The sequence below is a fragment of the Bradyrhizobium nivariense genome, from assembly GCF_029846695.2.
Classification (GTDB): Bacteria; Pseudomonadota; Alphaproteobacteria; order Rhizobiales; family Xanthobacteraceae; genus Bradyrhizobium.
Map to the genome: position 1 here is coordinate 12,499 of NZ_JARWCR020000042.1, position 22,578 is coordinate 35,076.

20 protein-coding genes and 1 pseudogene are annotated in these 22,578 nt (G+C 64.3%); 9 read left to right on the forward strand and 12 right to left on the reverse strand.

Annotation, left to right across the window (positions count from 1 at the left end; all coding sequences use genetic code 11):
- Positions 1-53: 53 nt before the first annotated feature.
- Positions 54-974 (reverse strand): amino acid ABC transporter substrate-binding protein, encoded by a 921-nt coding sequence (locus tag QCM77_RS28440; RefSeq protein ID WP_279664909.1) that lies wholly within the window; start codon positions 972-974, stop codon positions 54-56.
- Between the two features lie 8 nt (positions 975-982).
- Positions 983-2,278 carry a dicarboxylate/amino acid:cation symporter gene (locus QCM77_RS28445; RefSeq protein WP_279664908.1) on the reverse strand — a complete coding sequence of 432 codons (1,296 nt, stop codon included), beginning with the start codon at positions 2,276-2,278 and terminating at the stop codon, positions 983-985.
- A 211-nt stretch (positions 2,279-2,489) separates the two neighbouring features.
- Between QCM77_RS28445 and QCM77_RS28450 the strand changes: the two genes are divergently transcribed.
- The 5 genes from QCM77_RS28450 to QCM77_RS28470 all read left to right on the forward strand — a co-directional run bounded on the left by QCM77_RS28450 (position 2,490) and on the right by QCM77_RS28470 (position 7,744).
- A complete protein-coding gene (locus tag QCM77_RS28450; protein WP_279685812.1) occupies positions 2,490-3,491 on the forward strand; it encodes an NADP-dependent oxidoreductase in 1,002 nt (333 codons plus the stop codon).
- Between the two features lie 256 nt (positions 3,492-3,747).
- Positions 3,748-4,575, forward strand: coding sequence for a cysteine rich repeat-containing protein (locus tag QCM77_RS28455; protein ID WP_279685814.1), 828 nt, complete (start codon positions 3,748-3,750; stop codon positions 4,573-4,575).
- Positions 4,576-4,637: 62 nt separating this feature from the next.
- Entirely contained in the window at positions 4,638-4,802 is a 165-nt protein-coding gene (locus QCM77_RS28460; protein ID WP_279685815.1) for a hypothetical protein, read from the forward strand.
- Between the two features lie 192 nt (positions 4,803-4,994).
- Positions 4,995-6,134, forward strand: a complete 1,140-nt coding sequence (locus QCM77_RS28465) for an FAD-dependent monooxygenase (protein WP_279685816.1) — start codon at positions 4,995-4,997, stop codon at positions 6,132-6,134.
- A complete protein-coding gene (locus QCM77_RS28470) occupies positions 6,131-7,744 on the forward strand; it encodes a benzoate-CoA ligase family protein (RefSeq protein WP_279685818.1) in 1,614 nt (537 codons plus the stop codon). Before QCM77_RS28465 ends, QCM77_RS28470 begins: the two co-directional genes overlap by 4 nt.
- 157 nt (positions 7,745-7,901) lie before the next feature.
- Here the strand turns inward: QCM77_RS28470 and QCM77_RS28475 are convergent, their stop codons facing one another.
- Positions 7,902-8,411: a MarR family winged helix-turn-helix transcriptional regulator gene (locus QCM77_RS28475; protein ID WP_279664898.1), complete on the reverse strand. Its 510-nt coding sequence runs from the start codon at positions 8,409-8,411 to the stop codon at positions 7,902-7,904.
- Positions 8,401-9,033 (reverse strand): maleylacetoacetate isomerase, encoded by a 633-nt coding sequence (maiA, locus tag QCM77_RS28480; RefSeq protein ID WP_279664896.1) that lies wholly within the window; start codon positions 9,031-9,033, stop codon positions 8,401-8,403. Before maiA ends, QCM77_RS28475 begins: the two co-directional genes overlap by 11 nt.
- A gap of 92 nt (positions 9,034-9,125) precedes the next feature.
- Between maiA and gtdA the strand changes: the two genes are divergently transcribed.
- Positions 9,126-10,166 (forward strand): gentisate 1,2-dioxygenase, encoded by a 1,041-nt coding sequence (gtdA, locus tag QCM77_RS28485; protein ID WP_279664894.1) that lies wholly within the window; start codon positions 9,126-9,128, stop codon positions 10,164-10,166.
- 168 nt (positions 10,167-10,334) lie between these two features.
- On the opposite strand, the gene QCM77_RS28490 is transcribed toward gtdA, so the two are convergent.
- From QCM77_RS28490 to QCM77_RS28505, 4 genes are read right to left on the reverse strand one after another with little or no spacing between them, the layout of a single operon-like run.
- Positions 10,335-11,156, reverse strand: a complete 822-nt coding sequence (locus tag QCM77_RS28490; protein ID WP_279664892.1) for an ABC transporter permease — start codon at positions 11,154-11,156, stop codon at positions 10,335-10,337.
- Positions 11,149-11,922: an ABC transporter ATP-binding protein gene (locus tag QCM77_RS28495; RefSeq protein ID WP_279685819.1), complete on the reverse strand. Its 774-nt coding sequence runs from the start codon at positions 11,920-11,922 to the stop codon at positions 11,149-11,151. The genes QCM77_RS28490 and QCM77_RS28495 overlap by 8 nt, the downstream gene beginning before the upstream one ends.
- Positions 11,923-11,938: 16 nt before the next feature.
- The gene (locus tag QCM77_RS28500; RefSeq protein WP_279685820.1) at positions 11,939-12,943 is read right to left on the reverse strand and encodes an ABC transporter substrate-binding protein; all 1,005 of its coding nucleotides are present in this window, start codon (positions 12,941-12,943) and stop codon (positions 11,939-11,941) included.
- A gap of 56 nt (positions 12,944-12,999) precedes the next feature.
- Positions 13,000-14,367 carry an FAD-dependent oxidoreductase gene (locus QCM77_RS28505; RefSeq protein WP_279685821.1) on the reverse strand — a complete coding sequence of 456 codons (1,368 nt, stop codon included), beginning with the start codon at positions 14,365-14,367 and terminating at the stop codon, positions 13,000-13,002.
- 110 nt (positions 14,368-14,477) lie between these two features.
- Between QCM77_RS28505 and QCM77_RS28510 the strand changes: the two genes are divergently transcribed.
- On the forward strand, positions 14,478-15,362 hold the full coding sequence (locus tag QCM77_RS28510; protein ID WP_279685822.1) for a LysR family transcriptional regulator: 885 nt from the start codon (positions 14,478-14,480) through the stop codon (positions 15,360-15,362).
- 46 nt (positions 15,363-15,408) lie between these two features.
- Here QCM77_RS28510 and QCM77_RS28515 read toward each other — a convergent pair whose 3' ends face one another.
- The 3 genes from QCM77_RS28515 to QCM77_RS28525 form a co-directional block, all read right to left on the reverse strand.
- Entirely contained in the window at positions 15,409-17,445 is a 2,037-nt protein-coding gene (locus tag QCM77_RS28515) for a methyl-accepting chemotaxis protein (RefSeq protein ID WP_279685823.1), read from the reverse strand.
- A gap of 16 nt (positions 17,446-17,461) precedes the next feature.
- Positions 17,462-18,448: a TRAP transporter substrate-binding protein gene (locus tag QCM77_RS28520; protein WP_279685824.1), complete on the reverse strand. Its 987-nt coding sequence runs from the start codon at positions 18,446-18,448 to the stop codon at positions 17,462-17,464.
- 165 nt (positions 18,449-18,613) lie between these two features.
- Positions 18,614-19,417, reverse strand: a complete 804-nt coding sequence (locus QCM77_RS28525; protein WP_279685825.1) for an enoyl-CoA hydratase-related protein — start codon at positions 19,415-19,417, stop codon at positions 18,614-18,616.
- Positions 19,418-19,577: 160 nt separating this feature from the next.
- Here QCM77_RS28525 and QCM77_RS28530 point away from each other — a divergent pair, with 160 nt between their 5' ends.
- Positions 19,578-20,552, forward strand: a complete 975-nt coding sequence (locus QCM77_RS28530; protein WP_279664880.1) for a ketopantoate reductase family protein — start codon at positions 19,578-19,580, stop codon at positions 20,550-20,552.
- A 60-nt stretch (positions 20,553-20,612) separates the two neighbouring features.
- Here QCM77_RS28530 and QCM77_RS28535 read toward each other — a convergent pair whose 3' ends face one another.
- Positions 20,613-21,311 carry an alpha/beta hydrolase family protein gene (locus QCM77_RS28535; protein ID WP_279664952.1) on the reverse strand — a complete coding sequence of 233 codons (699 nt, stop codon included), beginning with the start codon at positions 21,309-21,311 and terminating at the stop codon, positions 20,613-20,615.
- A gap of 120 nt (positions 21,312-21,431) precedes the next feature.
- On the opposite strand from QCM77_RS28535, the pseudogene QCM77_RS28540 reads away from it, so the two are divergent.
- A pseudogene (locus QCM77_RS28540) lies at positions 21,432-22,566 on the forward strand (acyl-CoA dehydrogenase family protein).
- Positions 22,567-22,578 lie beyond the last annotated feature (12 nt).

Genomic DNA, 22,578 nt, shown 5'->3' on the forward strand with positions numbered 1-22,578 from the left:
CGCTCTGCACCCTCTCCCCTTGTGGGGCCCACAAGGGGAGAAGGAAGAAAGCGCTAATTATTCGCGCTCGCCGAATCGTCCATCGCCTTGAAGGCTTCCTCCAGCTGCAGCGAGATCGGCACGTTCATCCGTTCGCCGGTCGGAAGCCGTGCGATGAACCATTTGTTGTAGAGCGGGACGAGGTCGTGATTGGAGCCGAGTTTGCGGAAGGTGCGATCGACCACGGCCGTCAGTTGCGGTTCGCCCTTGCGGAACATGATGCCGTAGGGGTCGTAGGACAGGTAATCGCCGGTGACGCGGAACTTGTCCTGTGCCTTGTGGCGCACGATCAGGCCGGAGAGCAGGATGTCGTCGGTCGCAAAGGCGTCGGCCTTGCCGTCGACGAGCATCTGGTACGACTGCTCGTGATCCGCACCGACGACGATGTTCAGTCCCAACGAGGACTTCTTGTCGGCCGCCTGGATCGCCTGCTCGTTGGTGGTGCCCTTCGTCACCACGATGGTCTTGCCCTTCAGATCGGCCAAGGACTGGACGCTTGATGCCTTCGACACCATCAGCTTGGTGCCGGCGACGAACATCAGTGGCGAGAACGCCACCCGCTTGCCGCGCTCGGCGTTGGCCGTGGTCGAGCCACACTCCAGGTCGATCTTGTTCTGGATCACGGCATCGATGCGGTCGTCGGAGGTGACCTTGACGTAGCCGATCTTCAGATTGGGATCGTCGACCTCGACGCCGATCTCCTCGACGATGGCCTCGCAGAGCTCGAGGCTGTAGCCGATCGGCCGGTTGGCCTGGTCGAGGAAGGAGAACGGCGGCGAGCTCTCGCGATAGCCGAGCCGCACGGTGTGTGCGTTCTTGATGGCGAGCAACGTCGGGCTAAGCCCTTCGCTGCCGCCGCTCTGGGCAGAGGCACCGGTTGCCAGCAGGCACGCTGCCAGCAACAGGCCGCCCGAAATCGCCGTTGAAAGGCGCATGATGCACCTCAATGGCCGGCCATGGCGGGCACTTCGCCGGGGATCATGTCTCCCGGCACGGCGTCGTCCGCTCCAACCTCGTGCTCGGGCCCGAGCTCGCCTTCCCACTTTGCCACGACCGATGTCGCCAGCGTATTGCCGATCACGTTGGTGGCGCTGCGGCCCATGTCGAGGAAGGTGTCGATGCCCATGATCATGAGCAGACCCGCCTCCGGGATGCCGAACTGTGACAGCGTCGAGGCGATCACGACGAGGGAGGCGCGCGGCACGCCGGCGACGCCCTTCGAGGTGATCATCAGGGTCGCCAGCATTGCGAGCTGCGTGCCGAGCGGCATGTCGATGTGATAGCTCTGCGCGATGAAGACACTCGCGAAGGTGCAGTACATCATCGTGCCGTCGAGATTGAAGGAATAGCCGAGCGGCAGCACGAAGCTCGAGATCCGCGATGAGGCGCCGAACTTGTTCAGCCCCTCCAGCGTCTTCGGATAGGCCGCTTCAGAGCTCGCGGTGGAGAACGCGATCATCAGCGGCTCGCGGATTAGCTTCAGCAGATGGGCGTAGCGCGGCCCGATCACGATAAAGCCCACGACCACCAGGATGCCCCACAGCAGCGCGAGCGAGAGATAGAACCCGCCCATGAAGACGATGAGCTTCCAGAGCACCAGCAGGCCGTTCTTGGCAACCGTCGCGGTGATGGCGGCCCAGACGGCGAACGGCGCGAATAGCATCACATAGCCCGTAACCTTGAGCATGATGTGGCCGATATCGTCGATCAGCGCCAGGATCGGCTTGGAGCGCTCGGGCATCGAGCCCATCGCCACCGAGAAGAACACGGCGAAGATCACGATCTGCAAGATCTCGTTCTGCGCCATCGCATCCGCGATCGAGGTCGGGATCAGATGGGTCAGGAATTTTTCGATCGAGAAGGCGGAAACCGGCAGGCCGGTCGATTGCGTCTTGTCAGGCAGCGTGCCGGGGAAATTCGCGCCGGGCTGGAGCAAATTGACCATCACGAGACCGAGCATCAGCGAGACGAAAGAAGCGCTCACGAACCAGCCCATGGTCTTGGCGAAGATGCGGCCGAGCTTGGAGCCCGAGCCCATATGAGCAATGCCGCCGACCAAAGTCGCAAACACCAACGGCGCGATGATCATCTTGATCAGACGCAGGAAAATCACGGCAATCAGGTTGATGGACGAGGCCCAGTCGCCGCGCGTGTCGGGCAGGAAATTGTAAATCGCCGCGCCCATGATGATGCCCAGCACCATCGCCACCAAAATGAATTGCGTAAACCTGTTCGACATTGAAGACCCCCGCTACACCGGCCGCTTCATGATGTCGCAGATATGACGATCACGCAACACGCTTGGCGTGTGACCGCGGTGGGCGGGAGGTTCCCGTTGCGAAACCGGCGCCCGCGATCTAGCCTTCATGCAGCGCACAACGAATGCGGCTTGCACCTTTTTCTTGCGGCGGCTGCATCAATAATCGTCAAACACGCGAAGGGGAAACATCATGAGCGGCAGCATCAATCGTCAGATTCTTCTGGTCGAAAAGCCCAGCGGCAAGCTCGGCCCCGAGCACTTCAAGATGGTCGAAGGCGCGATGCCGGAGCCGAAGGACGGCGAGGCCTTGCTGCGCGTGCGTTACATCTCGCTCGACGCCGCCAACCGGGCATGGATGCACGGCGCGACCTATCGATCCGCGGTCGAGGCCAACAGCGTGATGGCCGGCGGCGCCATCGCCGAGGTCATCAGTTCGAAGGCACCGGGGCTTGCGCCGGGCGACATCGTGTTCGGCGACACCGGCTGGCAGGAGTTTGCCGTGGTGGCGGCAAAGCATCTCACGAAAATGCCGAAGCTCGAACCAATGACGCATCTGCTCAGCGTGTTCGGCATCGCCGGCCTCACCGCCTATTTCGGCCTGCTGGAGATCGGCAAGCCCAGGGAGGGCGAGACGGTCGTGGTCTCCGCGGCCGCAGGCTCGGTCGGCTCGATCGTCGGGCAGATTGCCAAGATCAGGGGATGCCGCGTGATCGGCATCGCCGGCGGCGCCGACAAGTGCAACTGGCTGACCTCCGAGTTCGGCTTCGATGCCGCTGTCGACTACAAGGACGGCGCGGTGTTCAAGGCGTTGCGCGCGGCGGCGCCCAAGGGCGTCGACGTCTATTTCGACAATGTCGGCGGCGACATTCTCGAAGCCTGCCTGCCGCAGATGAACAATTACGGCCGTATCGCCTGCTGCGGTGCGATCTCGCAATATGACGGTGCGCCCGCGGCACACGGCCCGCGCGGCGTGCCCGGCCTGATCGTGGTGAAGCGGCTGGTCATGCAGGGCTTCATCGTGATGGACTACATGAAGGAGAGCCAGCGTGCGCTCGCCGACCTCCAGTCCTGGGTCACATCCGGCAAGCTGAAGGTGCAGGAGGACATCATCGACGGTCTCGAGAACACGCCGAAGGCGCTGATCGGATTGCTTGCGGGCGAGAACCGCGGCAAACGCATGGTCAAGCTCTGACGACGTATTGTTTGAGCATGATCTTCGCGCAAACGCGTTCGGCGTTTGTCGCGAGGGAAAACCGCTGCACACTTTTCCGGATCATGCTCTAGTTACGTCGCAATTGCGAAGGCAATATCTACTTGCGGTAGAGGTCGCGGCGGCCAATGATGCCGCCTGCGGCTTCCCCCGCGACGATTGTTTGCATCACATTTGAAAAATTGTCGGCGTTACCGACAGGGCAGGAATTCACTCAAAAGGGCAGGAATTCACTCAAATGTTCAAAACGTTGAAACATGCAGCAACGCGTGGCGCGTTACTGGCGGCAGCACTTTTCGCAACTGCCCCAGGCGCATTCGCGCAAGCACCGACCGAGGCTCAGAAGGGCGCCATGCGCTCCGCATGCCGCTCGGACTTCATGGCGCACTGCTCGAGCGTCACGCCAGGTGGTGTGGAGGCGTATCAATGCCTCCAGAAGAACATGTCCAGCCTGTCATCGGGATGCCAGACCGCGGTGCGCGCGGTCGAGCCCGCTGCGGCTCCGAAGACCGAAGCTGCGCCGAAAACCGAGGCTGCACCCACGGCGGAGTCCGCGCCTGCCGCCCCAAAGGCTGAATCCGCTCCCGCCGCAAAGCCGGCTGGCGCAGCAGCGCCGAAGGCCGCTGCAGCCAAACAGCCGAGCAGCGCCCAGGTTGCGGCGGTCAAGAGCGCGTGCCGCGCCGATTATCCCAAAGTGTGCGCCAGCGTGCCCCCGGGCGGCGCGCCCGCGCTCGAATGCCTGGAGAAGAACAAGGCAAAGGTTTCGCCGGCCTGCGAGAAGGCCGTGACCGCCGCGGCCGGTGGCGGCGCAGCAACAACGGCAGCGCCTGCGGGCGCGGCTCCTGCGGCAGCAGCGCCAGGTGCCGCGCCGGCCGTGATCGTGCTGCGCCCGCTGCGGCCGCGCGAAGAGCTGTTCATCGTCCGCTCCGCCTGCGGCGCCGACATCCGCACGCTCTGCGCCGGCGTCGCGCCCGGCGGCGGCCGCATCGTGCAGTGCATCGCCAGCAATGCCGCGTCGCTGTCGCCGGCATGCAAGGATGTGCTGGCGCCGTTCGCTGCACGCTAGAGCAGCGTGCCATCAACATCTGACGGCGTGCGCGGCTTTCGCACGCCTGAAACGGTAATTGCATGACCTTCGAAGCCACCGATGCCAACGCGGTGGTGTGCGCCCGCAGCATCTATCGCGCCGGCTGCGCCGGGCCGAACGCGGCTGGCGTGGTCCGCAAGCCGGTTCCGGCGGTCGGCTGCACCACCGTGCTGGTGAACGGCGTCTGGGTGAAGCGCTGCGTCTGACGGTGCGGATGGCCAAGCCGGCGCGGTTTGGCTATGGTTCGCACGTCACTGCTTCGGACACGCGCCAAACGCGTGTCCGGGCATGAGCTTCGGCGCGCCTGCGCTTTGCCGATAATTCCGCTGGCGCCGGACGTCGGAGCACATTAGTGTGCTCCTAGATAGTAAGTATACTGTCAATTAGGGAGGCAGACGTTGCGGATCGCCGTGATTGGCGGGGGGCCCGGTGGGCTCTACTTTGCCTATCTCTGGAAGAAGCGCCACCCCGAGGATCAGGTCGACCTGTTCGAACAGAACCCGGCCGACGCGACCTGGGGCTTTGGCGTCGTGTTCTCCGACCAGGCGCTGGAATTCCTGCGCGCCGACGACCCCGAGACGGTCGACGCGATCGCACCGCACATGGAGAGCTGGGAGAACATCACGCTGAACCTGAGCGGCGACAGCGTCGCCATCGACGGTGTCGGCTTCTCCTCGATCGGCCGGCTCGAGCTGTTGCAGTTCCTGCAGCAGCGCGCGCTCGATGCCGGCGTCACGCCGCGTTTCGACACGCCAATTCACGCGATCGACCAGCTCAACGGCCATGATCTGATCGTCGCCGCCGACGGGCTGAACTCGCTGGTGCGGCGTGCCTTCGAAGGCGATTTCGGCACCTCGCTGTCCTACTCCTCCAACAAGTTCGTCTGGTACGGCACCTCGAAGCGCTTCGACACGCTGTCGCAGACTTTCGTCAAGACCGACCGCGGCGCCTTCAACGCGCACCACTACCGCTACTCGCCAACCATGAGCACCTTCCTGGTCGAATGCGACTACGCGACATGGCAGGCCTACGGTTTCGCCTATAAGGACGTCGAACAGTCCAAGGGCGTCTGCGAGGAGGTGTTCGCGGACACGCTCGGCGGCCGCTCGCTGGTCTCCAACAAATCGGTCTGGCGCAACTTTCCCTGGGTCTGGAACGAGCACTGGTCGTTCAAGAACATGGTGCTGCTCGGCGATGCTCTGCACTCGGCGCATTTCTCGATCGGCTCGGGCACGCGGCTCGCAATCGAGGACGCCATTGCGTTGGTCAAGGCGCTGGAATCGGACGCGCATCTTTCGACCGCCCTGCATCGCTACCAGGCCGCGCGAAAACCGGTGGTACAGAAGCTCGTCAACGCCGCGCGGACGAGTTCGTTCTGGTATGAGCACTTTGCCCAGCACATGCAGCAAGGCCTGATGGACTTTGCCTATAGCTACATCACCCGTTCGGGCCGCATCGACGACGCTCGCCTGCGCGCGATGTCGCCGGCCTTCATGGCGCGCTACGAAGCCGCCAAGAACGGTGGGGATCAGGCATGAGCGACCAGATACACGACCAGGTGCCTGCCGACTGTGCGGGCGCGCGCGAGATCGGCTTCGCCGTTCCGCAGGTCTACAATGCCAGCCGCGTGCTGTTCGACAATCTCGCGAGAGGATGCGGCGACAAGCTCGCACTCATTGGCCCCGCGGGTACGCGCACCTATGCGGAGCTCTGTGCGGAAGCCGGGCGCTGGGGCAACGGCTTTGCCTCGCTCGGCCTCACGCGCGGCGATCGCGTGCTGCTGTTCCTCGATGACACCCCTGCCTATCCGGCCGCGTTCTTCGGCGCGGTGCGCGCCGGCTTCGTGCCGCTCCTGATCAACACGCTGACGCCGCCGGATCTGCTGCAATTCTATCTCGCCGATTCCGGTGCGAGCGTCGCGATCGCGGACGCCGAGTTCTGTGCGCGCTTCAACACTGAGGCCTGCAGGGACACGAGCCTGCGCACGCTGGTCGTCGTCAATGGCGCGGTGGGTGATCACGCCGCGCCGAACGCCATTGCTGTCGCCGGCTGGCTCCCGCAGTTTCCGGCTGAGCTCGCGGAAGCCGACACGCATCGCAACGAGATGGCGTTCTGGATGTACTCGTCCGGATCCACCGGCCGACCCAAGGGCATCGTGCATCTCCAGCACGACATGGCCTATAGCGAGGCCGCCTTTGCCCGGAACGTGCTGAAGCTGGCGCCCGGCGACATCTGCTTCTCGGTGCCGAAGATCTTCTTCGCCTATGGCTTTGGCAACTCGATCACCTTCCCGTTCTCGGCGGGCGCGACGACACTGCTGTTGCCGGGCCAGCCGAAGCCCACGGCGATCTTCACGGCGATCGAGCAGTACAGGCCGACGGTCTTCTTCGGCCTGCCGACGCTCTATACGTCGCTGACCAAGGCCGAGGGTGCCGACAAGACCGACTTCTCGTCGCTGCGCATGGCGCTCTCAGCCGCCGAGGTGCTCTCGGCCGAGGTCTTCAACGGCTGGAAGACGCTCACCGGCCTCGATATCCTCGAAGGCCTGGGCTCGACCGAGGTGCTGCACATCTATCTCTCCAACCGCCCCGAGCAGAAGAAGCTCGGTGCCGCCGGCTTGCGCGTGCCCGGCTACGAGGTCGCGCTGCGCGACAAGGACGGCCGCGATGTCGCCGACGACGAGGAAGGTATTTTGTGGGTGCGCGGCGATTCCAACACGCCGCTGTACTGGAACCGGCCGGACAAATCCGCCGAAACGATTCGGCAGGGCGGCTGGATCTACACCGGCGACCGCTTCGTCCGCGATGCCGACGGCTTTCACTTCTTCCGCGGCCGCGCCGACGATCTCATCAAGATCTCCGGCCAGTGGGTCTACCCGCTCGAGGTCGAGCTGTGTCTCGCCGATCACCCCGACATCCGCGAATGCGCGGTGTTCGCCGCCGAGCTGCCGGACCGGCGCATGACGCTGAAGGCGGTGGTGGTGATGAACAGCCGCGCGGTCGACCAGGGCGAAGCGACAAGGCGGCTCCAGGATTACGTGAAGGGCAAGCTGCTGCCGTACAAATATCCGCGCGAGGTGATTTTTATCGACGAGCTGCCGAAGACGGGCACGGGGAAGATCGACCGGCAGGCGTTGTTGCGGATGTGACCACCGCTGTCATCGCCCGGCTAGACCGGGCGATCCAGTATTCCAGAGCCGGTTGTGATTGATCTGAGAGGCCGCGGCGTACTGGATTCCCCGCCTTCGCGGGGAATGACAGCGGGGATAAAGGCGATAGCGTCACCACATCCACCGACCACCCCCCTCACCCCGCCTTCCCCAGATGCTCCAGCGCGTCCTCGGCCCGTAGCGGCACCCGCGACGCCTCGTTGTTGAGATCGACGAGCTGCACCAGGAGCCCCATCAGCGCCTTGCGGTCCGCCGGCTTGAGCGGCTCCAGCATCCGCGCCTGGGCGCGTTCGACGGCGGGAATGATGTCGCGCAGGATCGCCGCGCCAGATTTGGTCAAATAGAGCAGCTTGATCCGCTTGTCTTCCAGCGCCGGCCTGCGCTCGACAAAATCCTTGGCCTGAAGCCGTTCGATCACGCTGCCGAGGGTGGAGCGGTCGAAGGCGATCACCGCCGACAGCCGCGTCGCGTCGATGCCGGGATGGGTGTGGATCGCGATCAGCGCCGCGTATTGCACCGGCGTGAGGTCGAACGCCTTGCACTCCTCCATGAAGATCGAGACCGCGATCTGCTGCATGCGCCGGAACAGATAGCCCGGCGCGGCATAGACCGCGTCTATGGTGATCGGAGGCGGCTTACTCGGCATCGGGCTGCTTCTCCGGCGCGGCGTTGACGAACGCCGGCAACGCCTTGGCCGCGGCTTCCGCCTCGAGCAGACGCGGATAGGCGGCGACGTCGACGGCGAAGCGGCGCGCATTGGCGAGCTGCGGCACGAGGCAGAGATCGGCCAGCGTCGGCACTTCTCCGAAGCAGAACGGGCCCGGCTCGTCCCTGATCAGCGTCTCGCAGGCCGCGAGCCCCTCGCGGTTGACCCATGCCGCCCAGTCCTGAACTTTCTCCTCGGCCAGGCCAAGCTCACGCAGCCGCGCCAGCACCTTCAGATTCTGCACCGGGTGAGTGTCGCAAGCGATCGCCAGCGCGAACGCCCTCACCTTGGCGCGCTGCAAAATATCCTTCGGCAGCAGCGGCGGGTTGGGATGGGTTTCGTCGAGCCATTCGATGATGGCGACCGATTGGGTCAGCACCGCGCCCGCATCGTTCTCCAACGCGGGCACCAGGCCCTGCGGATTGATGGCGAGATAGGCGGGGGCGCATTGCTCGCCTTTGCGAAGATGGTGCGGCAGGTGCTCGGCACCGAGGCCCTTCAGGTTCAGCGCGATCCGCACCCGGTAGGCGGCGCTGGAGCGGAAATAGCCGTGCAGTTTCATCGGAACCCTCCCGTTTCGTTCTTGTTCGCCACATTGACGCTACCTAGATCGTAAGTATACTGTCAATCAACAAAACAAACGGGAGCCGCACCATGGAAGCCGTGACCAAGACGCCGGAACGCGAGGCGTTCTACAAGAAGATCGACGGCGAGAATCTCACCGCGCTGTGGACGGTGATGAGCGATTTGATCACGCCGGAGCCGAAGAGCGCCTGCCGGCCGCATCTGTGGAAGTTCGACATCATCCGCGACTACATGACCGAGGCCGGCAAGCTGATCACGGCGAAGGAAGCCGAGCGGCGTGTGCTGGTGCTGGAGAACCCGGGCCTGCGCGGGCAGTCGAAAATCACTACGTCGCTCTATGCCGGCGTGCAGATGGTGGTGCCCGGCGACGTCGCGCCCGCGCACCGGCACAGCCAATCGGCGCTGCGCTTCGTGCTCGAAGGCAAGGGCGCCCACACCGCGGTCGACGGCGAGCGCACCGCGATGGAGCCCGGCGATTTCATCATCACGCCGTCGATGACCTGGCACGATCATTCCAACGAGACAGACGAGCCGATGTTCTGGCTCGACGGCCTCGACATTCCGCTGGTGCAGTTCTTCGACTGCTCCTTTGCGGAAGGCTCCAAGGAGGATCAGCAGAAGATCACAAGGCCGGCCGGCGACAGCTTTGCGCGCTACGGTCACAATCTGCTGCCGGTCGACGTGAAACGGAGCTCGAAGACCTCGCCGATCTTCAGCTATCCCTATGCCTACACCCGCGAGGCACTGGAGAAAGCTCGGGCGAGCCAGGAGTGGGACGCATGTCACGGGCTGAAGCTGAAATTCAGCAACCCCGAAACCGGCGACTTCGCGATGCCGACCATCGGCACCTTCATCCAGCTGCTGCCGAAGGGTTTCAAGACCGCGCGCTATCGCGCGACGGACGCGACGGTGTTCTGTCCGATCGAAGGCCACGGCCGCACCCGCATCGGCGATGCGACCTTCGAATGGGGCCCTCGCGACCTGTTCGTGGTGCCGAGCTGGCAGTGGGTCACGCACGAGGCTGACATGGATGCGGTACTGTTCAGCTTCTCCGACCGCCCGGTGCAGCAGAAGCTCGACCTGTTCCGCGAAGACCGCGGGAATGCGTGAGGCCTGCTCGCCACGACATATTCAGTGTCGTCCCGGCGAAGGCCGGGACCCATAACCACAGGGAGAAGTTTGGCGAAGACTTGGGGTTGATCTTCGTCGGTACGAATACCGCCGTTCACCGATAGATCACGCGGTATGGGTCCCGGCCTTCGCCGGGACGACGTTGGGCTACCGCCAGTGCAGCAGCCGCGTCTCCAGCCAGTTGATCACCCTTCCCACCATCAACCCAAACACCGACAAAATCACCACACCGGCAAGCAGTTGATCCGTCTGCATCAGATTGCCCGCCTGCAACACGAACGCGCCGATGCCGTATTGCGCGCCGATCATCTCGGCGCTGACGACGAGCAGCAGCGCCACTGAAGCAGTGATGCGGAAGCCGGCGAGGATCGCGGGCAGCGCGCCCGGCCAGACCACCTTGCGCACGATGGTGGCGAACGGCACGTTGAAGCTCTGTGCCATGCGGATGAGATTCCGCGGCACCGCATCGACGCCGCTGTAGACCGAGATTGCGGTCGAGAAGAACACCCCGAGCGCGATGGTCGCGATCTTCGGCTCTTCACCGATGCCGAGCCAGAGGATCAACAGCGGCAGCAGCGCGATCTTCGGGATCGGGAACAGCGCCGAGATGAAAGTGATGCCGACGCTGCGCGCCAGCCGCGACAGGCCGATGGCAAAGCCGACGGCGACACCGGCCGCCGTGCCGAGCAGCCAGCCGACACCGATGCGCAGGAGCGAAGCGGAAAGGTGCTGCCACAGTGCACCGGAGGCAGCGAGCTGGTAGATCGCCCGCGCGATCGCCGACGGCGCCGGCAGGAATAGCGGATTGACGAGGCCGGCGCTGCCGGCCGCCTGCCAGATCGCAATGACCAGCGCGAGCGCGATCCAGCCGCCGAAACGGCTGGAAGCCGGCACGAAGCCGGCGCCGCGGAAGCGGACGCGCCGGGTCGCGATATCCTTCGCAGTCTCGGTCGCCGCGCGATCAAGCATGCTGAACCTCGCGCTCGGCATCGATGGCCTCGTTGCGGATCAGCGACCAGATCTGGTTCTGAAGCGCGAGCAGCTTTTCACGCGCAGCGATCTCGCCGCGTTGGGCACGCGTCATCGGCACGGTCACGACCTCGCGAATGCGGCCGGGACGCCGCGACAGCACCACGATGCGATCGGCAAGCCGCGCCGCCTCTTCGAGATTGTGGGTGACGTAGACCGCGCCCATGCCGCCATCGGCGAGCAGGCGGACGAAATCTTCCATCAATAGCTCACGCGTCTGCGAATCCAGCGCCGAGAGCGGCTCGTCCATCAGCAGGATCGCGGGGCTGACCGCAAGCGCACGCGAGATGCCGACGCGCTGGCGCATGCCGCCGGAAAGCTGCTTCGGATAGGCCTTGCGAAAATCGGTCAGGCCGGTGCGGCGCAAGGCATCATCGACCTGCGCGCGGCGCTGCACGGCCGAGAGCTGGGTGTGCAGCAGTGGGAATTCGACGTTCTGCTCCACCGTGGCCCAGGGCAGCAGCGCAAAGTCCTGGAACACAAAAGTCAGCGGATTGAGGCTGTCCGCCGGCGGCGATCCGCGCAGCTCGGGCGCGCCGGAGGTCGGCAGCAACAGTCCGCCCAGGATCGACAGCAGCGTGCTCTTGCCGCACCCGGAGGGACCTACGATCGCCACCACCTCGCCGGCGCTGACCGTGAACGAGATGTCGTCGAGCACGGCGAGCTCACCGAAGCGATGGGTGATGTGGTTGGCGATCAGGTCCATGAGCTGCGTTCTACTCTCAATCCGCCTTCACAAAGTCCTTGGCAATGATCGCATTTGCATCAAAGCCCTTGTCGGCGAAACCCTGCTCCTGCAGCCATTTGATCTGGTTGTCGACGTTCTTGACGTCGAGCTTGCCGTCCGGATCGATATAAGCGCAGTTGCCGACCACCTGCTCGACCGGCAGGTTCGTATACTTGGCGATGATCTCCAGCAGCGGCTTTGTCTTGTCGTTGATCGGAGCGACGCCGTCCTTCATCGCGGCGAGGATGACGTCGTGATATTCGCGATCGGCTTTTGCCAATGCGCTGAGCAGCTTTGTCACCAGCACCTTGTTGGTCAGCGTCTTCGGCGAGGCGAACACCGCGCCCAGTTGCCAGGGTGTCTCGTCGCCGACCCAGCCGAGAAACTTCGCGCCACCTTCGTCCATCAGCTTTCGCGCCGTCGAGATCGGCAGCAGCGCCGCATCCACGGTCTCGCCCTTGAGCGCAGCCGCCGCATTCGATAGCGATTGCAGCGGCGCGATCTTCACGTCCGCGAGTTTGAAGCCGTATTTGTCGGCAAGCAGGCCGAGCGAATAGTGAAAGGAGGAGCCGACCTGCGTCATCGCCACGCGCTTGCCCGCGAGGTCCTTCGGCGTCTTCAGCCCGGCGGCATAGGCGTTGTTGCTGGCGAAATAGCCGATCAGGGGATAGCCGGCTTTCTCGCGGCTCATGCCGCCGATCACTTTCAGCACGCCTTTGCCGGCGAGATTGTAGAGGCCCGCGGTGAAGGCGGTGACGCCGAAATCGATGTCGCCCGAGGTGGTGGCGACCGCGATCGGCTGCGCCGCGTCGAAGAATTTCAGCTCGACGTCGAGGCCGGCCTCGCGGAAATAGCCCTTGTCCTGCGCGATGAAGACGGGCGCGGAGGACGACAGCCGGAGCACGCCGATCCTGGCCTTCAGCGCGTCCTCGGCTCGGGCCGTGCCCAGCGCTGTGATCGCCATCAGGCTAGCTAGCGCGAGCCGCGCAATCCCGATCATGCCGTTTCCTCTCGTGGTTCTCTTGGTCGTTCTCTTGGTCGTTCTCTTGCAGCCCGTCAGAGCCCTTCGGGCACGGGCTGGTCCCGTCCGATGAAGGTCCCCTGTTGTTTCAACGTTTCCTGCAATTTTTCAACCGGGATGTCACGCGGGATCCGGTTTCCGGAGAGCGCCAGTGCGGCGGCGGAACCGGCGGCCTCCCCCATCACGAAACAGGCGCCGGAGACCCGGGCCGCCGATTGGCCCTCATGGGTCATCGAGGCGCAGCGGCCGGCGACCAGGAGATTATCGACGCCCTCGGGCACCAGCATCCGGTAGGGCAGCTCGTTATAGCCGCGCGATTCCGGGATTGGCGGGAATGTGAAGACGACATCGCCGGGAACATGGGCCTCGATCGGCCAACCATTGACGCCGATGGAGTCCTCGAACGAGGCGCAGCCGAGCACGTCCTCGCCGCTGAGCTGGTAGCCGCCCCTGATGCGGCGGGTTTCGCGGATGCCGAGCTGCGGCGGCAGATCGACGATGTAGGACTTTTCAAAGCCCGGCACAGTGCTGCGCAGGAATTCGAAGGCAGCGAGCGCCTGCTTGCGGCCCTCGATCTCACCGCGGGTGAGATCGTCGGGCTCGATGCCGTTGATGGCATGGCCGTCCTCGCGCGCCACTTGCGTGAAGTTCACCCGCCATTCGATGCCGGATTTTTGCGGCCGCACGATCGCGCTCTTGCGCGGGAATTTGTGGGTGCCGGCGGCGGTGGCCTTCTCCATCAATTGCGGGATGGTCCGCCAGGCCTCGCCAGCCTTCTCGGGATCGATGCCGTTGAGACGGAGCATCATCGAGGGATACATCGGATGGCCGTGCTCGTCGCCGATTTCGAACGGCGCGCCGGCCCAGACCGCGAGATCGCCGTCGCCGGAGCAATCAATGAAGATCTCCGATCGCACCGCCTGCCGGCCGGCCTTGGTCTCGACCATCAGCGCATCGATGCGGCTGTTATCGCCCATCACCACGCCGGCACCAAGCGCGTGGAAGAGGATGTGCACCTTGTGGCCGGCGAGCAGTTGGTCGGCCGCGATCTTGTAGGCGGCGGTGTCGTAGGCCTGCGCAAACACCTTGCCAAGGATCAGGTGCGGCGCGTTGAGGCCGTTCAAGCGGTCGATCCGCGCCAGCAGCTCGGATGCCATGCCCTGCACCAGCCGGTGGGCCTCGCCGTAGACATTGCCGTGCAGGCCGCAGAAATTGGTGACGCCGGCCGCGGTGCCCATACCGCCAAGGAAGCCGTAGCGCTCGATCAGCAGCGTCTTCCGCCCCGCGCGCGCGCTTGAGGCCGCCGCCACGATGCCGGCCGGACCGCCGCCGAGCACGACGACTTCATATTCGCCATAGAGCGGCACATGGCGCGCCGGTTCTTCGATCGTCATGGCCTGCATGGCGCGTCCTCCTGAAAAATCTCTGCTTGGGCCGACTATGAATTAACGCAGGTCGGACTACAATCCACCAAAATAAGCGATCACTTCTCTCGAATCGCGAAAGGTCGGAGATGGACATCCTGGTAAACCTTCAGGCGTTCCTCGCCACCGCGGACGCGGCCGGATTTTCCGCCGCGGCTAGAAAGCTCAACGTCGCGACTTCGGTCGTCGCAAAGCGGGTCACCCAATTGGAGACGCGGATCGGCACGCGGCTGTTTCATCGCTCGACGCGGCAATTGCGGCTGACCGCGGCCGGCCAGGAATATCTCCACCGGGCGCGGAGCGTGGTCGCCGATGTCGGCGATCTCCTGTCGCGCATGGGCGAGAAAGGGCATGATCTTATCGATCATTTGCGTATCAAGGCACCGACATCGCTGACCATCGCCCGGCTTGCCGATGTGTTCAGCGCGTTCCAGACCCAAAACCCGAACCTGAAACTTGAAATTGTCCTGATCGACCGTCCCGTCGATCCGGTGACGGAAGGCTTCGATATCGCCATCGGCGCGTTCCCGCATTCTTTCGGCGGTGTGGTCGACGAACCCCTATGCCGATTGAAGCGCTTGTTGTGCGCGTCGCCGGCCTATCTCAGGGCGCACGGCATGCCGCGACACCCGCGCGATCTGGTCGATCATCGTTGCCTGAGTTTTCTTCCCACCGGCCCGGACTGGGTGTTCGACGGGCCGCGCGACCGTATCACGGTTCAGGTCCGCCCGCTGTTGAGTTCGAACGAGGGCCACGTGCTCGTGAAAAGCGCGATCGCCGGCAACGGCATTGCCTTCATCTCGCACTACCTTGCGGAAGAGGCACTACGCCAAGGCACGTTGCAGGTCGTGCTGCCGGATTTTCCAATCCCCGAATTATGGGTCAAGGCAACCATTCCCGAGCGGCGGGTCCAGGCTGCAGCGGTTCAGGCGCTATTGCGCGAATTGAAGAGCTCGCTGTTGCCGGTGCTGTAAGGCCCGTTTCGTTTGCACCTGCGGCATCGCCGATTTCTCCGGGAATTCAGGCCGCCGAGCGGATGGTGTGGAGGAACTCGTCGACGTTCGACTTCATTGAATCCGCCTGCTGCTTCAGGGCCGCCGCGACCGTAAGAGCGGCTTCGGCACCGGCGTCGGTCTCGCCCGCCACCGCGCGCACCTGACCGATTTCCTGCGTCACCGCCGTGGTACCGTTGGCCGCTTCTTCGACGTTGCGCGCGATTTCGCCCGTTGCCGCGCCCTGCTCTTCGACCGCCGCGGCGATCGCGGTGGCGATGTCGGCCATTTCCTTGACGGTGGTGCCGAACTGCTTGATCGCCTGGACCGATTGGCCGGTCGCACTCTGGATCGTCGCGATCTGGCTGGCGATCTGCTCGGTCGCCTGCGCTGTCTGGGTCGCGAGACTCTTGACCTCGCTGGCGACGATCGCGAAGCCCCGGCCGGCGTCACCGGCGCGCGCCGCTTCGATGGTCGCGTTCAGCGCCAGCAGATTGGTCTGACTGGCGATGGCCTGAATCAATTGAATGATGGTGCCGATCTTTTCAGCCGCATCCGACAGCCCATGGATCAAATCGGAGGTGCGGTTGGTCTCGTCGGTCGCCCGGTTCGAGACCGCGACGGAGCGGTGCACCTGGCTCGAGATTTCGCGGATCGAGGCCGCGAGTTGCTGTGTGGCGGAGGCGACGGTCTGCACGTTCATCGATGCCTGCTCGGCGCGGGTCGCGACCGCTTCGGCGAGCCCGCGACCACGCTCGGCGACCTTTGCCAACTCCTCGGCGCTGCGCCCCATGTCGTCGGCGCGGCCACCGACACCGGCAATCACCCCCTGCATGCCCTGTTCGAAACGGCCGGCAAGATCAGACATCATCCGGGCACGGTCGGCCTCGGTGGCTTCGCGCTGTGCCGTGGCCTCGCCTTCCATGCGACGAACCGCCAGTGCGTTTTCGCGGAACACCTCGACGGCACGCGCCATGCGGCCGATTTCGTCGCGCGATTCGCCGCCCGGAATCGGCTCATCGAGCTCGCCCGCCGCCAGCGATTGCATCCGGTCCGTCATGCCGCGAATCGGGCCGGATACGCTGGCTCCGATAAGCCATGCGAGCACCGCTCCCAGCAGCAGCGCGCCGGCCGCGGTCGCGATAACGGTCTGTTTGGTTTGATCGACCGCTGCCGAGGTCCTGTCACCCTGCTCAGCGCGCACGGTGCCGAGCTTCGCATTGATCTTGTTGACCTGATCGTCGATCGCCGCACTCGCCTTCTTCAATTCGGCCTGCCTGGCGCGCAGATCGGCGGCGACCTTGATGACCTCTTCGAGCGCCGTCGTGTCGGCGGCGATCGCGGTCTTAAGTGCTGCGACCAGCGTCTTCAATTTGGGGGCGTCCGCCGTCGCCAGCTCGGACTCGGTGTCTGCGATCGCCAACTGGGCGTACGACAACGCCTGCTTGGCGTCGTCGGCATCGCCCGTCGACAAAGTGGACCCATAGCGCATCACGGTGACGCGCAGCGCGTCGACAACGCCGGCCAGGCGCATCGGGTTGACAAGCCGTTCCGCATCATCCGAGCGATTGGCAAGCGCAACCTGAATGCCGCTGACATTGAGGCCGGCGGCCGCGCCCTGGGCGTCGGTCTTCGTGGTGGCGGCGCGCAGCCGATCTGCGGCATCTGCCGCCGCGGTGAACGACGAACGATAGGTATCCAGCGCCGTCTTGACCGGGCCGATGCCTTCCGCGATCGCTTGCAGTTTGCCGAATTGCCGATCGGCCTGATCGGCCAGTTTGCCCACGCCGTCGATCGCCTTGGCTGCGGCATCCTTGTCGCCGACATTCCAGGTCCGAATGAATTTCTCTACCGCCGAGTTCGCTTCCAAAAGCGCGGCACGCGCCTGTGACATGCCGGCGTCGCCAGCAGCGCTGGTAACGAGGTCATTGACCGTTCCGCCGATCCGCTCGACCTGGACCACGGCGAAGCCCGCGAGCAGGACCAGAAAGCTCAGAACCAGCGCAAAACCGCCAAACACGCGCGGACGAACACCGACCCGGGACATCATGTGCGATAATTTCATGGGAATTCCGAAATTCTTACTGAGTGGACCGGATGGTGACGAGCAAATCCTTGCCGAACCGCTTCTCGAATTCCTGATCGAGCGGCTTGACCGCGTCGACGAAGGGTTGGCGATCGAATTTCTCGATCACGTCCATGCCGCCGCTGCGCACCTGCTCGAGCGACGCGGCATCGAGCTTTGCCAGCCATGTCGCCTCCGCCCCCGCTTTTGCTTGCGCGATCAGCGTTGCCTGGTCGGCCGGAGTGAGCTGTTCGAACATGGCGCGATTGGCGATGAACACGATCGGCGCGAAGAAGTGGCCGGTCAATGTGAGGTATTTCTGGACTTCATAGAGACGGGAGCCGGCAATGGTCGGTACCGGATTTTCCTGCCCATCGAGCCGGCCGTCCTTGAGCGCGGTATAGACCAGCGGAAATTCCATCGGGATCACTTCGGCACCGAGCGCCTTGAACGTCATCTGATAGATCGGGTTCGGGATGACACGAATCTTCAGACCCTTGATATCCTCGGGCGTGCGAACGGGCCGTTTGGAATTCGTGACGTTGCGGAAGCCCTGTCGGCCAATCGCCAGCAAGGTCAGCCCCTTATCGCCGAATTTGGCGGCGATTGCCGCGCCGGCCGGACCTTGCGCCACGGCCTTGGCGTGAGCCGTATCGCGAAACAGGAAGGGAATGTCGAACACACCGAGTTCGGGGACGACCGCACTGACCACCGAACCCGACAGCACCGCCATATCGACGGCGCCCGCTTGCGTCGCGGCGAGAATGGCGTTCTCGCTACCGAGTGCATTGGTGGCGCGCTGGTCGACCACGATGTGCTTGCCGGGCAATGCCGCCAGATTCTGGCGAAACTCATCCGCCCCGATCTGCTGCGGGCTCCCCAGCTGGGAATTGAACGCCAGAGAGACCAGTCGAGGTGAAGCGGTCACCGGATGCAGGGCCAGCAGCGTTGCCGCCGCGACAATCGATACGGCCTTCCAAAATCCCAGAACTTCTCTGCGCATTCGACACCATGGTGTGACAATTGTCGTAACCATAATGGCCGGGAATGATTGAACCCTTAAGGACGGCCCCGCGGAATTACGGGGATTCGAATCGATCCCGCCGCGGGCAAGATTTGGGGATGGTGCACGATGCAGATCGTATCGAGTTGCTGCTGAGCGACGCGCTCAGGCCTTGCCGCCACTCCAATTCGCCGCGCGTTTTTCGGCGAACGACGCCAGCCCCTCCGCGGCTTCCGCGCTCTGCCGCTTGAGCGAATGCAGGTGCACGAGCCGCTTGTAAGCCGCATCGTCCACCGCCATGCCGCCGAACGAGCTCTCCAGCGCCAGCCGCTTGGTCTCGGCCATCGCCTCCGGTCCGTTGGCAAGCAACTGCTCGACCACCTTGGCGCCGGCGGCGTCGAGATCGGCGAGCGGCACCACCTCGTGGACGAGGCCGATGCGGCGGGCGTCCTCGGCGCCGAAGCGCTCGCCGGTGAGTGCGTAGCGGCGGACTTGCCGTACACCAACGGCATCGCAGAGCTGCGGGATGATGATGGCGGCGGTCAGACCCCAGCGCACCTCGGTGATCGAGAACAGGGCGTTGTCCGCGGCGATCACGACGTCGCAGGCTGCGATCACGCCGGTGCCGCCGCCAAAGCAGCCGCCCTGTACCAGCGCGACCGTCGGGATCGGCAAGGTGTTGAGCCGCTGCACGGCCTCGAAGGTCGCACGCGACGCCGCCTCGTTCGCCTCGGTCGATTGCGGCCGCACGCCGTTGATCCATTTGAGGTCGGCACCGGCCTGGAAATGCTTGCCATTGCCCCTGAGCACGACGACACGCAGATTGGGCTTCTTGCCGAGATCGTCCATGGCCGCGAGCACGCCTGCGATCAATGCGCCGTCATAGGCGTTGTTGACCTCCGGCCGGTTCAACGTGACGGTCGCAACCCCACGCGCATCCAGGGTCCACAGGACGGGGCGGTCAGTCATCGGCGATCCCTCCAGTCGTTTGTTTGCCCGGCACTATGACCGAGGCCGCACGTTCCGATCCATATCTTTCCGGCGTAGGGCGGCCGCGTCCATCGCATGGCGGCTTGTGTCATGCTGCTGCCGGGCGGCATTCAAGGGATCAGGGACGGGACATCACACCATGCGCATCTGCATTTTCGGCGCGGGCGCCGTCGGCAGCCATATCGCGGTCAGGCTGGCCCGCGCCGGCCATGAGATCTCGTGCGTGATGCGCGGCGCCCATCTGGAGGCGGTGCGCGCCAACGGCCTCAAGCTGCGCGTCGGCGATTCCGAGGTCTCCGCCAAGGTGAACGCGTCCGGCGATGCGGCCCAGCTCGGCCCCCAGGACGTCGTGATCTCGACGCTCAAGGCAACCGCGCTCCAGGGGCTGGTCGCCAGCATCAAGCCACTGCTGCAGGACGACACCGCGATCGTTTTTGCCCAGAACGGCATTCCCTGGTGGTACGGGATCGGCCTGCCGCCGCGGCACCCGACCCCGCCAGACATGTCCTTCCTCGATCCGGGCGGGCGCTTGCGCGCCTGCATTCCGAAAGAGCGGATCGTTGGCGGCGTCGTCTTCTCCTCCAACGAGGTGACCGCGCCCGGCGTGGTGCAGAACCTGACGCCGGACCGCAACCGCCTGCTGATCGGCGAATGCGACGACCGCAATTGCGAGCGCATCACGAAACTCCGCGGCGTCTTCAACGACGCACGGCTGGAATCGCCGCCGGTCGCTGATATCCGCGAGGCGATCTGGTCAAAGCTGCTGACCAACATGTCGCTGTCGGTGCTCTGCCTGCTCACCGGCCAGACGGCGCGCGGCGTGCGCGACGATTCTGCGTTCGCCGAGCTCATTCCGCGGATGCTGAACGAGGCCAACGATATCGCCCAGCACTTCATCCCCGAGGTCAAGCGCGTGAGCCGCAGCGGCCCCGCCCCCAATCACAAGCCGTCGCTGCTGCAGGATTACGAGCTCGGCCGCGCCATGGAGATCGACGTGCTGGTGAAGGCGCCCGCCGCCTTCGCGCGCACCGCCGGCCTGTCGACGCCGACCCTCGACCTGATCGCCGCGCTCGCGATCCAGAAGGCGCGCGACAAGGGGCTTTATTCGGCTTGATTTCTTGATCATGATCCTTTCGGAAAACCGCTGCACACTTTTCCGGATCATGCTCTGGCTTCAGGCGAGCCCATCGATCCAGGCCGCGAGCCTATCAAGCACCTCCGTAAGGGCTTCTTCGTTGGTGCGGCCGGACTTTTTCAACACCGCGAAAGAGTGATCGCCGCCTTCGACCTCATGCAGCGTCGCCTTCGGACCAAGCGCCTCGATGAGGGGCTTAAGATGGCCGAGATCGGCGAGCTTGTCGCGCGTGCCTTGCAGGAACAGCATACGAATTGCGATGCTCGCGAGATGCTCGGCACGCTCGGTCGATGGCTTGCCGTCGCCATGCAGGGGAAAGCCGAGAAAGGCGAGCCCTTTGACATCCGGCAGCGGCGCCTTGGATTGCGCCTGCGACGTCATGCGGCCGCCGAAGGATTTTCCACCCGCGATGAGCGTCACGCCGGGGCATAGCCGCGCCGCCTCCTCGACCGCCGCGCGGATGGTGGCGTGCGCGACCGCCGGCTGGTCGGGACGGCCCTGTTTCTTCTCCATGTAGGCGAAATTGAAGCGGAACGTCGCGATACCGCGTTCCGCAAGGCCGGCGGCGACTTTCTCCATGAAGGAATGCCGCATATCGGCGCCCGCACCATGCGCCAGCACGTAACAGGCGCGCGCAGCGTCCGGCTGCGTCAGGATCGCCGAGACCGTGCCGATGCGCTCGATGTCGAGCTTGAGCTCTTTGGTTTTGACGGCTTGGATTTTGACAGCCACAATCAGACATCCCGACAGACGCTGGTACGGCCGCCTTGTTAGCGTCACCGGCGCAGCCTGAAAACACAATAATTGCCGCCGCTGACTAGCCTACCAAGCAGGGAAGCCGCATTGACCGAGGTGACCATGTCCTACCGCTCCTCCTGGATGACCGAAGAGCTCGAAATCTTCCGCGACCAGTTCCGGAAATATCTGGCCAAGGACCTGGCACCGCATGCCGAAAAATGGCGTGAGCAGAAGATGGTCGACCGCTTCGCCTGGCGCGGGCTCGGCGAGATGGGCGCGCTGCTGGCAAGCGTGCCGGAGGAATATGGCGGCTTGGGTGCCACCTGCCGCCGTGCTCGACGACCTCGAAAGCATGGTGCCGGAGCTGACGACCGGCGTCTCCGTGCACAGCGCCATCGTCGCGCACTACATCCTCAACTACGGCTCGGAGGAGCAGAAGAAGCGCTGGCTGCCGAAGATGGCCTCGGGCGAGATGGTCGGCGCCATCGCCATGACCGAGCCCGGCACCGGCTCGGATTTGCAGGCCGTCAAGACCACCGCGAGGAAGCAGGGCAATTCCTACGTCATCAACGGCCAGAAGACTTTTATTACCAACGGCCAGGCCGCCGATCTCGTCGTCGTGGTCGCGCGCACCGGCGACGTCGGCGCCAAGGGCATTTCGCTGATCGTGGTCGAAACATCGGGCGCGGATGGATACAAGCGCGGGCGCAATCTCGACAAGATCGGCCTGCATGCCTCCGATACGTCCGAGCTGTTCTTCGACAACGTCACGGTCCCGCCGGAAAACCTGCTCGGCGGCGAGGAAGGCCAGGGCTTTGTCCAGCTGATGCAGCAATTGCCGCAGGAGCGCCTCGCGCTCGCGGTCGGCGCGGTCGCCGCGATGGAGCGCGCCATAAAACTCACCGTCGACTACACCAAGGAGCGAAAAGCCTTCGGCAAGCCGCTGATGGATTTCCAGAACACCGCCTTCACGCTCGCCGAGCGCAAGACCGAAGCGATGATCGCGCGCGTCTTCGTCGACTGGTGCATCGAGCGCCTGGTCGCCAAGGACCTCGACACCGTCACGGCGTCGATGGCGAAATACTGGTGTTCGGACAAGCAGGTCCAGACCGCCGACGAATGCCTCCAGCTGTTCGGCGGCTACGGCTACATGCAGGAATATCCGATCTCGCGCATCTTCATCGATTCCCGCATCCAGAAGATCTATGGCGGCACCAACGAGATCATGAAGCTGCTGATCGCCAGGTCGCTGTAATCAAGTTGCTGC

Coding starts and splice junctions, on each gene's coding strand:
- QCM77_RS28500 (WP_279685820.1), bottom strand. CDS start 12,943: ATGATCGGGATTGCGCGGCTCGCGCTAGCTAGCCTGATGGCGATCACA.
- QCM77_RS28450 (WP_279685812.1), top strand. CDS start 2,490: ATGAGCGGCAGCATCAATCGTCAGATTCTTCTGGTCGAAAAGCCCAGC.
- QCM77_RS28470 (WP_279685818.1), top strand. CDS start 6,131: ATGAGCGACCAGATACACGACCAGGTGCCTGCCGACTGTGCGGGCGCG.
- QCM77_RS28455 (WP_279685814.1), top strand. CDS start 3,748: ATGTTCAAAACGTTGAAACATGCAGCAACGCGTGGCGCGTTACTGGCG.
- QCM77_RS28440 (WP_279664909.1), bottom strand. CDS start 974: ATGCGCCTTTCAACGGCGATTTCGGGCGGCCTGTTGCTGGCAGCGTGC.
- gtdA (WP_279664894.1), top strand. CDS start 9,126: ATGGAAGCCGTGACCAAGACGCCGGAACGCGAGGCGTTCTACAAGAAG.
- QCM77_RS28515 (WP_279685823.1), bottom strand. CDS start 17,445: ATGAAATTATCGCACATGATGTCCCGGGTCGGTGTTCGTCCGCGCGTG.
- QCM77_RS28475 (WP_279664898.1), bottom strand. CDS start 8,411: ATGCCGAGTAAGCCGCCTCCGATCACCATAGACGCGGTCTATGCCGCG.
- QCM77_RS28445 (WP_279664908.1), bottom strand. CDS start 2,278: ATGTCGAACAGGTTTACGCAATTCATTTTGGTGGCGATGGTGCTGGGC.
- QCM77_RS28460 (WP_279685815.1), top strand. CDS start 4,638: ATGACCTTCGAAGCCACCGATGCCAACGCGGTGGTGTGCGCCCGCAGC.
- QCM77_RS28510 (WP_279685822.1), top strand. CDS start 14,478: ATGGACATCCTGGTAAACCTTCAGGCGTTCCTCGCCACCGCGGACGCG.
- QCM77_RS28490 (WP_279664892.1), bottom strand. CDS start 11,156: ATGCTTGATCGCGCGGCGACCGAGACTGCGAAGGATATCGCGACCCGG.
- QCM77_RS28505 (WP_279685821.1), bottom strand. CDS start 14,367: ATGCAGGCCATGACGATCGAAGAACCGGCGCGCCATGTGCCGCTCTAT.
- maiA (WP_279664896.1), bottom strand. CDS start 9,033: ATGAAACTGCACGGCTATTTCCGCTCCAGCGCCGCCTACCGGGTGCGG.
- QCM77_RS28525 (WP_279685825.1), bottom strand. CDS start 19,417: ATGACTGACCGCCCCGTCCTGTGGACCCTGGATGCGCGTGGGGTTGCG.
- QCM77_RS28530 (WP_279664880.1), top strand. CDS start 19,578: ATGCGCATCTGCATTTTCGGCGCGGGCGCCGTCGGCAGCCATATCGCG.
- QCM77_RS28495 (WP_279685819.1), bottom strand. CDS start 11,922: ATGGACCTGATCGCCAACCACATCACCCATCGCTTCGGTGAGCTCGCC.
- QCM77_RS28520 (WP_279685824.1), bottom strand. CDS start 18,448: ATGCGCAGAGAAGTTCTGGGATTTTGGAAGGCCGTATCGATTGTCGCG.